The organism is Simplicispira sp. (assembly GCF_028687295.1).
GTDB classification, from domain to species: Bacteria; Pseudomonadota; Gammaproteobacteria; order Burkholderiales; family Burkholderiaceae_C; genus Simplicispira; species Simplicispira metamorpha.
Genome location: NZ_JAQUAL010000149.1, coordinates 1 through 8,275, shown reverse-complemented (window position 1 = coordinate 8,275; position 8,275 = coordinate 1). Strand labels below are relative to the sequence as shown.

General features: G+C 63.1%; 9 protein-coding genes. 8 read left to right on the top strand and 1 reads right to left on the bottom strand.

Annotation, left to right across the window (positions count from 1 at the left end; all coding sequences use genetic code 11):
- A partial coding sequence (locus PHX69_RS13715; protein WP_288044397.1) for an acetyl-CoA carboxylase carboxyltransferase subunit beta occupies positions 1-539 on the top strand: 539 nt, incomplete at its 5' end.
- Between the two features lie 119 nt (positions 540-658).
- On the opposite strand, the gene PHX69_RS13710 is transcribed toward PHX69_RS13715, so the two are convergent.
- Positions 659-1,207: a YggT family protein gene (locus tag PHX69_RS13710; protein ID WP_119014277.1), complete on the bottom strand. Its 549-nt coding sequence runs from the start codon at positions 1,205-1,207 to the stop codon at positions 659-661.
- Positions 1,208-1,368: 161 nt separating this feature from the next.
- Between PHX69_RS13710 and PHX69_RS13705 the strand changes: the two genes are divergently transcribed.
- From PHX69_RS13705 to PHX69_RS13675, 7 genes are all read left to right on the top strand, one after another.
- A complete protein-coding gene (locus PHX69_RS13705; RefSeq protein ID WP_288044396.1) occupies positions 1,369-2,004 on the top strand; it encodes an LON peptidase substrate-binding domain-containing protein in 636 nt (211 codons plus the stop codon).
- 37 nt (positions 2,005-2,041) lie between these two features.
- A complete protein-coding gene (locus PHX69_RS13700) occupies positions 2,042-3,958 on the top strand; it encodes a polysaccharide biosynthesis protein (RefSeq protein WP_502958535.1) in 1,917 nt (638 codons plus the stop codon).
- Positions 3,955-5,322 (top strand): oligosaccharide flippase family protein, encoded by a 1,368-nt coding sequence (locus tag PHX69_RS13695; RefSeq protein ID WP_288044395.1) that lies wholly within the window; start codon positions 3,955-3,957, stop codon positions 5,320-5,322. The genes PHX69_RS13700 and PHX69_RS13695 overlap by 4 nt, the downstream gene beginning before the upstream one ends.
- Before the next feature lie 42 nt (positions 5,323-5,364).
- Positions 5,365-6,198 carry a glycosyltransferase family 2 protein gene (locus PHX69_RS13690; protein ID WP_288044394.1) on the top strand — a complete coding sequence of 278 codons (834 nt, stop codon included), beginning with the start codon at positions 5,365-5,367 and terminating at the stop codon, positions 6,196-6,198.
- Entirely contained in the window at positions 6,195-7,031 is an 837-nt protein-coding gene (locus PHX69_RS13685; RefSeq protein ID WP_288044398.1) for a glycosyltransferase family 2 protein, read from the top strand. Before PHX69_RS13690 ends, PHX69_RS13685 begins: the two co-directional genes overlap by 4 nt.
- A gap of 8 nt (positions 7,032-7,039) precedes the next feature.
- Positions 7,040-7,963, top strand: a complete 924-nt coding sequence (locus PHX69_RS13680; RefSeq protein ID WP_288044393.1) for a glycosyltransferase — start codon at positions 7,040-7,042, stop codon at positions 7,961-7,963.
- A partial coding sequence (locus PHX69_RS13675) for an NAD-dependent epimerase/dehydratase family protein (RefSeq protein ID WP_288044392.1) occupies positions 7,960-8,275 on the top strand: 316 nt, incomplete at its 3' end. The genes PHX69_RS13680 and PHX69_RS13675, both read left to right, overlap by 4 nt.

The window sequence follows — 8,275 nt, the reverse complement described above, 5'->3', positions numbered from 1 at the left end:
TGGTGGTATTTGGCGGTGCCGTCAAGAGCATCAACGTGGTGGTCGCCTGCTTCGAGTTCGACTTCATGGGTGGCAGCATGGGCAGCGTGGTGGGCGAGCGCTTTGTGCGCGGCGTCGAAACCGCCATTGAGCAAAAAGTGCCCTTCATCTGCTTTACCGCCACCGGCGGCGCGCGCATGCAAGAAGGCCTGCTCAGCCTGATGCAAATGGCCAAAACCAATGCCGCCCTCACCCGCCTGGCCAAAAAGGGCCTGCCCTATATCAGCGTACTGACCGACCCGACCATGGGCGGCGTGAGTGCGGGCTTTGCGTTTGTCGGCGACATCGTGATTGCCGAGCCCAAGGCGCTGATCGGTTTTGCTGGCCCGCGCGTCATCGAGTCAACCGTGCGCGTGACCCTGCCCGAGGGCTTCCAGCGCGCCGAGTTCCTGATGCAAAAAGGCGCCGTCGATCTGATCTGCGACCGCCGCGAACTGCGCAGCACCATCGCCAACAGCCTGGCCATGCTGCAACGCCTGCCCGCTGACGCCGTGGCCTGACGCACCCGCGCTGCCCCGCCCCCCAAAAAAACCGCCCACGCTGGCGGTTTTTTAATGCTCTTTTATTGATAGCTGCTTGCGCTGACTGCGCAAGGGCTGGAGGCCGTTTTAGCCTTGAATCAGTGCAGCACTGCTGCCTGCAAATACCCCAGCACCATCAGCGCCACTTGCAACAGCACCAGCAGCACCAGCGGCGACAAGTCCAGGCCGCCCATCAAGGGCAGCACGCGACGCACCGGGCGCAGCAGGGGCGCACACAGGCGGGCGATGACATCCGACATGGGCGACTGCGCCTGCACCCAGGACATCACGGCATACACGATCAACAACCCGATCATCCCGGTGATGGCCACGCGCACCAGGCCAAACAGCGCCAACCCCGGCAGCCACTGCCAGCCAGCCCCCGCGCCCAGCACCAGCCACAGCAGCACATACTGCGCCAGCTCCACCAGCGCCGCCGCCAGCAGGCTGGCACCATCCCAGCGCCCGACCGCAGGCAGCACACGGCGCAGCGGCAGTACCATCCAGTCGCTCAGTGCAAATACGAACTGGCCCACGGGATTGCCAAACGGGATGCGCTGCCACTGCATGTAAATGCGCAACAGGCAAGCGCCGCACAGCAGGCCAGCGACCACATCCAGCACAAAAGAAACAATTTGGTAAAGCATGTTGGTTGGCTTGGACGAATGGGGCAGAGAGGGCCTGCCACCAGATCAACGGGAGTTGCCCTGAAGGGGGCGGTTTCAAAACGGAGCCTGCTCTTGGCGACCAAGGCGGCTCCTCAAGTGCATTGCGCCGTGGGATGATAGCCACATCACGCCTAGCCACCATGACGCAACGCCTCACACTGACCTCTTTGCCGCTGTTTCCACTGCAAGCCGTGCTGTTTCCAGGCGGCATTCTGGCGCTGCGGGTTTTTGAAGTGCGCTACCTGGACATGGTGCGCAAATGCCAACAGGCGGGAGCACCGTTCGGGGTGGTCTGCCTGCACAGCGGTGACGAGGTGCGCCGCGCAGGTGCACCCCAGGAGCAGTTCCATGGCGTGGGCACGCTGGCCAGCATCGAGCAACTGAGCAGTCCGCAGCCCGGCCTGCTCACGTTGCTGGGCCGGGGCAGCCAGCGCTTTCGCATCGTGCGCAGCAGTTTGCTGGCGCACGGGCTGTGGGTGGCTGACGTAGAGCAGTTGGCCGACGACCTGCCCGTGCCCATCCCCGAAGACCTGCGCAAGACCGCCACCGCGCTGGCCCAGGTATTGACCACCTTGCGCCAACGCCACCCCGATGACGCCAGGGCCATCACCCCCACCAGCGCCCAACTGCAAGACTGCGGCTGGGTAGCCAACCGCTGGTGCGAGCTGCTGCCCGTGCCGCTGGCACTCAAACAACAACTGATGGAGCTGGACAACCCACTGGTGCGGCTGGAGCTGGTGGGCGATGTTCTGGAGCGCACCGGCATTGCCTTATGACAGCACCCACTGCACAGCCACGACTGCGCGCCCGCTGATGAACCACCTTTTGCAATGGCCTCGGGCCGCCAAGCGCCTGTTTGTGGTGGTACTGGACGCCTGCATGGGCGTGCTGGCCATGTGGCTGGCCTTCAGCCTCCGCCTGGAGATGCTGCACTGGCCTGAGGGCCTGCAATGGCCGGTATACGCCATGGCACCAGTGCTGGCGTTCCCTATTTTTGTGCGCTTTGGGCTGTACCGCGCCATCTTTCGCTACACCGGCATCACCGCCCTGATCACCACCGGCCAGGCCGTGGCACTGTATGGCGTGCTGCTGCTGGCCATTTTGCTGGTGGCCCAGTGGGAAGGTGTGCCGCGCAGCGTGGGCATTTTGCAGCCACTGATTTTGCTGCTCATGGTGGGCAGCAGCCGCGCACTGGGCTGGCTGCTGCTGGCTGGGCGGCCGCAGCAAACCCGCCACCGCTTGCTGATTTACGGCGCTGGTCACGCCGGCGCCCAAACGGCAGCGGGTATCCAGGGCACCCGGCACTACCTGCTGCAAGGCTTTATCGACGACGATGCCGACAAAGTGGGCCGCAGCATCAATGGTGCGCCGGTGTATGCCCCCAGTGCCCTGCCTGCGCTGGTACAGCGCCTGGGCACCACCGATGTACTGCTGGCCCTGCCCAGCGCCAGCCGCCAGCGCAGGCGCCAGATCATTGCCAGCCTGCACGATGTACCCGTGCGCGTGCGCACATTGCCCGGTCTGAGCGACCTGGCCAGCGGGCGCGTCACGGTGGCAGATTTTCAGGACCTGGACATCGAAGACCTGCTGGGCCGCGAACCCGTCCCCCCCGACCCTGCGCTGCTGCAACGCAATCTGGCCGGTAAAACCGTGATGGTGACTGGCGCTGGCGGCAGCATAGGCAGCGAACTGTGCCGTCAAATCCTGAACGAAGCGCCCGCCCTCTTGCTGCTGGTCGAGCACAGCGAATACGCGCTCTACAGCATCCACCAGGAGCTGCAAACGCACAACAGTCCGCACAACGCCAGCACCTGCACCCTGGTGCCGCTGCTGGCCAACATCACCAACCCGCAGCGCATGGCCGAGTTGTGCCACAGCTACCGTCCGCACGCCATCTACCACGCCGCTGCCTACAAACATGTGCCCATGGTCGAGGCCAACATGGGCGAAGGCATCTGCAACAACGTCTTTGGCACCTTGAATCTGGTGCGCGCAGCCCTGGAACACCAGGTGGCGCATTTCGTGCTGATTTCTACCGACAAGGCGGTGCGCCCCACGAACGTGATGGGCACGACCAAGCGCATAGCCGAAATGGTTTTGCAAGCCATCACAGCGGCACCCCACGCCCCGTTTGACACGTCTACCGCCAACGATCAGCCCCACCCCCAAGTCCCGTGGCAGTGCCCCACACGGTTTTCCATGGTGCGTTTTGGCAATGTGCTGGGCTCCAGCGGCAGCGTGATCCCGCTGTTTCGGCGCCAGATTGCCGCCGGTGGCCCTGTCACCGTCACCCACCCGGAAGTGACGCGCTACTTCATGACCATCCCCGAAGCAGCGCAACTGGTGCTGCAAGCGGGCGCCATGGCCGAGGGGGGTGATGTGTTCGTGCTGGACATGGGTGCGCCCATCCAAATCCTTGAGCTGGCCCAGCGCATGGTGGCGCTGTCGGGTCTGACGGTACGCGATGCCCAGCACCCGGATGGCGACATCGCCATCACTTTCACCGGCCTGCGCCCCGGCGAAAAACTCTACGAAGAGCTGCTCATTGGCGACAACCCCCTGCCCACTGCGCACCCGCGCATCTTGCGTGCGCGCGAAGAACACCCGACCTGGGAGGCATTGGCTCCCCTGTTGCGCGCACTGCACAGCGCTGCGCAAGGCCAACAAATACAGGCCATGAGGTCACTGCTGCGCCAACTGGTGCCGGGCTATGGCCCGGGAAACGCGTGACGCGCGCGCGCCTACTGCGCTCGTCGGCACTGTGGGCTTTGTTGGGAGATATTCTGCCCATGCTGGCAGCCATGGCAGCAGCGCCGTTCTTGCTGCACACCCTGGGCACCGAGCGCCTGGGGGTGCTGTCGCTCATCTGGGTGGTGGTGGGTTATGTCAGTTTCCTTGATCTAGGTTTGGGACGCGCCGTGACCGTGGCCGTAGCAGCAGCACACCGGCCCGGCGAGGCCTCCACGGGCCAAGGTATTGCTTTGCCTTTTACTGCCACGGCGGTGCTGGCCTTGTTGGCGCTGGGCCTGGCAGGCTCCGCCTGCATTGGCGCGGTGGTGCTATCGGCGGACTTGCCTTTGAAACTGTCCTCACGCGCACTGGAGGCAGAGGTGCGCACAGCGCTGCTGTGGATGATGCCCAGTTTGCCGCTGCTCTTAATGGCCTCAGCACTGCGCGGCCATCTGGAAGGCATTGGAGCCTTCAAGGCACTGAACATGGTGCGGATCCCAGCAGGGATCATGCTGGTAGGCGGGCCGTGTGTGGCAGCGTGGTGGGAGCCAGATTTGGTCAGGGCCTCGCAAAGTATTGTGTGGGTGCGCTGCCTGCAATTGGCAGCGCTGCTGGCGATACTGGCGCACTACCAAGGTGTGCGCTGGTGGCAGATTGCCGCCCGTTTGTACCGCGCACGCCAGTGGGTATTGTTGCCACGCTTGCTCTCATTTGGCAGTTGGATGACGTTGAGCAGCGTGCTGAGTTCTGTAATGGTCTACGCCGATCGTTTCGTGATTGGGGCTTTGCTCGGCGCTGGTGTGGTCAGCTTTTACACGGTACCGTTTGATGTGGTGTCCCGGTTTCCGGTGTTGATTGCCTCCGTGTGCAGCGTGCTGCTGCCTGAATTGGTGCGCGCTGCCAGCCAAGCTACGCCAACGTCGGGTACCGCGCCGCTGTGGCGCGGCTGGTTGCGGCGCTCTTCCTTGGCAACGGGCGCGCTGGTGACTTTGTGCGCTTTGGTAGGTTGGTGGGTGCTACCGCATTTCTTGGTGTGGTGGATGGGCGCTGACTTTGCGGCGCACACCGCTGGCGTCGCCCAGGTGTTACTGCTGGCTTTTGCATTCAATGCACTGGCACAAATCCCCTACACCGGCCTGCTGGCGCTGGGCCACACCAAAACCATTGCCCGCTTGCACGCGCTGGAGACACTGCCCTATCTGGCACTCTTGGGGTGGTTGACCGCACATTGGGGTCTGGTCGGTGCAGCCTGTGCCTGTGCCCTGCGCCACCTGTCAGATTACGCACTTCTGACCTGGAACTGCCGGAGACTGATGTCTCTGCCCATCCACCCCAGTGCGCCATGCACAATCTGTCCCCCCTGATTGCGCAGCACAAGCTTCTTTTACTTCGCGACTCTGCCCGCCTTGAAACCGCCTCGTATCACCGTCATCGTCCTCAACTGGAATGGTGCTGCCGACACCCTGCGCTGCCTCGCCTCCTTAAAGGCAATGGCACAACCACAGCCAGACATTCTGGTAGTGGACAACCACTCTGGCGACGATTCGGTGGCACAAATCCTGCGGGCGCATCCGGCTTTGACCATCCTGCAAACCGGGGCCAATCTGGGCTTTGGCGGTGGCTGCAATGCAGGCATCCGGCACGCCCTGACTCAGGGCGCAGATTACATCTGGCTACTCAACAACGACACCTTGGTGGAAGCCGATACGCTTTCGGCCATGGCCCAGGCCATGGCGCAGCACCAGACGGCAGGCGCGGTGGGGTCGGTGATTTATGACATGGACGTACCCACGCGGGTACAGGTGTGGGGCGGTGGACAGGTGCAACGTTGGTTGGGGCGTGCGCGGCCCTTGCGCGGGCCGGGCGAGCCTGCGTTTATCTCAGGGGCTTCCATGCTTTTGCGCGCTGATGCACTGCGACAGGTGGGTTTGTTCGACGAGCAGCGGTTTTTCATGTACTGGGAAGACACCGATTTGGGCTTTCGCCTGCGCGCCCGAGGCTGGACGCTGGCGGTGGCACCGCAGTCGCGGGTGTGGCACCGGTTGTCGGCCAGTTTGGGGCAAGGCAGTGCGCAATTGGATGCGTATTTCATGCGCTCTGCCGTGCGATTTTTGCGGTTACACGCTCCTTGCCCACCGCTGGCCATCACCAGCCTGGCCAGCACACTGTTGCTCAAGCGGATGCTCCTGGGGCACTGGCACCGGGTGCGTGCTGTCTGGCAAGGGCTGCGCAGCGCATGAACGGCATATCAACTGACCTGCCCGTTTCGGTAGTGATCCCCTGCTTTGACTGCGCGCACACCATTGAGCGTGCGGTGGCCTCCGTCGCCACGCAAAGACAGCGCCCACAAGAGGTGATCGTGGTCGATGATGCCAGCACCGACAACACAGCCCTGGTGCTACAGCGCCTTGAAGCAGCCTCCCCCCCAGGGTGGCTACGGCGGGTTACGCTGGCGCTCAACCAAGGCGCAGCCTCGGCCCGCAATGCGGGCTGGGATGTAGCTGCCGGTCAATACGTCGCTTTTTTGGATGCGGACGACGCATGGCACCCTGACAAATTGGCAGTGCAATACGCGCTGATGGCCTCCGAGCCAAGCCTGGCGCTCACAGGGCATGGCTTCGTCCAGTCAGCCCAATCGGAGGCAGATTTTCCGCTGCTGCCTGAGGTTGCCAGCGCGGCACTCCCTCGGCGCAAGGTGGTCGCGTGGCAAGTGTTGCTGAAAAACCCCTTCATCACCCCCTCCATCATGGTCAGAAAGGATGTGCCTCTGCGCTTTGTTGCTGGCCAGCGCTATATGGAAGACCACCTGCTGTTGATGCAATTGGCCCTGCGCGGTGCCCCCATGCAGCGCATTGAACTACCCTTGGCGTGTATTTACAAGTCCCGTTACGGCGAGGCGGGCCTCAGTTCGCACATGAATGCCATGCACCGTGCGGAACGGGACAACCTCAACCAATTGCGGCGTGAGGGCAGTTTGTCGACGCTGGCCTACCAAGGTCTGCATCTGTATATCCGGCTGAAATTTATGCGCCGCCTTTTGCTGGTGAAGCTCCAGCAGCGTAGGCGGGTTTGACACAGCCTATGCCTTCACAAAATACCCCCCGGATAGTGGTGTTGCTGGCCACCTGCAATGGCGCGCGCTGGATCAACGCGCAAATCGACAGCATTCTTGCGCAGCAAGGCGTGACCATACGGCTGGTGGTGCGCGACGATGGCTCGACAGACACCACCCGATCTCTGCTGGAAGGGCGTGCAGCCCAGGATGCACGCATCACCTTATTGCCCGCCAGTGCGCCCTCTGGTTCAGCGGCGGCCAACTTTTTTGCCTTGCTGGCCATGCTGGGTAACTTGGGAGCGCCTCCCGACGCCGTAGCGCTGGCCGATCAGGATGACGTGTGGCTGCCAGACAAGCTACGCCATGCCTGGGTAGCGCTACAAACACGGGGCGTGGCCGGGGTGTCGGCCAGCGTGTGGGCATGGTGGCCTGATGGTCGTAAAACGCTGCTGACAAAAAGCCAACCGCTGCAAGCAGCAGACCACTGGTTTGAATCGGCCGGGCCGGGGTGTACCTATGTGTTGCGCGGCGATGTGGCCATGCACTTGTCGGACTGGGTGGTGGCGCACCGTGAGGCACTGCACCCGATTGCTTTTCATGACTGGTGGATTTATGCCTGGGTGCGCCACCACGGTGGCGGCTGGTGGATAGACCCCATGCCCCGCATGCACTATCGGCAACATGGCTCCAATGTGCTGGGCGCGCGTGCTGGTTGGCGTGCAAAAACCATGCGCCTGCACATGCTCTTCAACGGCTGGCACCGCCAACAAGCGCTGGCCATTGCCCAAAGCTGCGGCGCCGGGGATGATCCGCTGATCGTGCGTTTGCAACGTTACGGTTGGCGTGACCGTTGGGCGCTGGCGTGCCAGGCACGCTCCCTGCGGCGCAAAACCAGCGATGCACTGGCTCTGGCATGGGCCTTGTGCCTGGGGTGGCGGGGCACACCATGAACCAGCCTGTGGTTGCTATCACGGGCGCCAGCGGCTTTATCGGTCAGGCACTGGTGCGGCATCTGGGCGCCCGAGGATGGGCGGTGCGAGCAATCTCACGCCAGAATGCCCTGGTGGACAGCAGCACCGATGTCTGGGCGCGGGCGCTGGATGGAGCCCAGGCCGTAGTGCATTTGGCCGCCAAAGCCCATCAGGTCAATGCCCGCGTGCGCCAGGATGACCAGCGTTTCGACGACAACCTCGCCCTGACTTCAGCTTTGCTGCGTGCATGTGTGCAAACTTCGGTACGGCGGCTGGTATTTGTCAGCTCCA